1 protein-coding gene is annotated in these 1,361 nt (G+C 68.8%); it reads left to right on the top strand.

The window, feature by feature from the left end; translation table 11 throughout:
* Positions 1-1,361, top strand: a 1,361-nt coding sequence (locus JMF90_RS37235) for an ATP-dependent DNA helicase (protein WP_201326356.1), incomplete at both ends; no start/stop codon positions are given.

Consider the following 1,361-nt stretch of genomic DNA (forward strand, 5'->3'; position numbering starts at 1 on the left):
GGTCACGTCGACGCGCGACAACTGCCTCGGCCAGGAATGCCCGCACTACAAGGAATGCTTCGTGATGCAGGCGCGGCGCGAGGCGCAGCAGGCGGACATCGTCGTCGTCAACCATCACCTGTTCTTCGCGGACATCATGCTGCGCGACACGGGGATGGCCGAGCTGCTGCCGAACGCGAACACGATCATCTTCGACGAAGCGCATCAGCTGCCGGAGACGGCGACGCTGTTCTTCGGCGAGACGCTGTCGACGACGCAGATCCTCGAACTCGCGCGCGACACGGTCGCGGAAGGCCTGAGCCATGCGCGCGACGCGGTCGAATGGGTGAAGCTCGGCGGTGATCTCGAGCGCGCGGCGCGTGACTTGCGCCTGGCGTTCGCCGACGGCCAGATCGTGCGCATGTCGCTTGCGCAGCTCGGCGACAATCACCCGATGTTCGGTGCGCTCGACGCGCTCGACGTGGCGCTCGATGCGCTCGCCTCGGCGCTCGCGAGCCAGGCCGAGCGCGCGGAATCGCTCGGCGCATGCCTGCGGCGCGCGCGCGAGCTGCAGGACCTGCTGGCCGGCTGGGTCGCGCCCGGCGCGGCGGAAGCGGCCGCGCAAGCCGACGCGGCAGCGGCCGGCGACAAGGCGGCATCCGACGGCGATCCGAACGAGAAGGTGCGCTGGGTCGAGGTGTTCGCGCATACCGTGCAACTGCACGAAACGCCGCTGTCGGTCGCGCCGATCTTTGCGAAGCAGCGTGCGGGCGTGCCGCGTGCATGGGTGTTCACGTCGGCCACGTTGTCGGTGCGCGGCGATTTCACGCACTATGCGGCGCAGATGGGCCTTAGCTCGCGTCGTTCGATGACGCTCGCCAGCCCGTTCGATTACCAGTCGCAGGGGCTGCTGTACGTGCCGCGCAACCTGCCGCAGCCGTCTTCGCCGGCGTTTACCGACGCCGTGTTCGATGCCGCGCTGCCGGCGATCGAGGCATCCGGCGGCGGCGTGTTCATGCTGTGCACGACGCTACGTGCGGTCGACCGGATCGCGTCGAAGCTGCGCGACGTGATCGAATCGCGCGGCTGGAACACGCCGCTGCTCGTGCAGGGCGACGCAAGCCGCACCGAGTTGCTCGACCGCTTCCGCGCGTACGGCAATGCGATCCTGGTCGGTAGCCAGAGCTTCTGGGAAGGCGTCGACGTGCGTGGCGATGCGCTGTCGCTGGTCGTGATCGACAAGTTGCCGTTCGCGCCGCCGGACGATCCGGTGCTGGCCGCGCGGCTCGATGCATTGACGAAGAAGGGGCTGAGCCCGTTCGCGGTGCACCAGTTGCCGCAGGCCGTGATCACGCTGAAGCAGGGCGCGGGCCGGCTGATTC

The sequence above is a fragment of the Burkholderia sp. E168m23 genome, from assembly GCF_016586125.1.
Classification (GTDB): domain Bacteria; phylum Pseudomonadota; class Gammaproteobacteria; order Burkholderiales; family Burkholderiaceae; genus Burkholderia; species Burkholderia orbicola.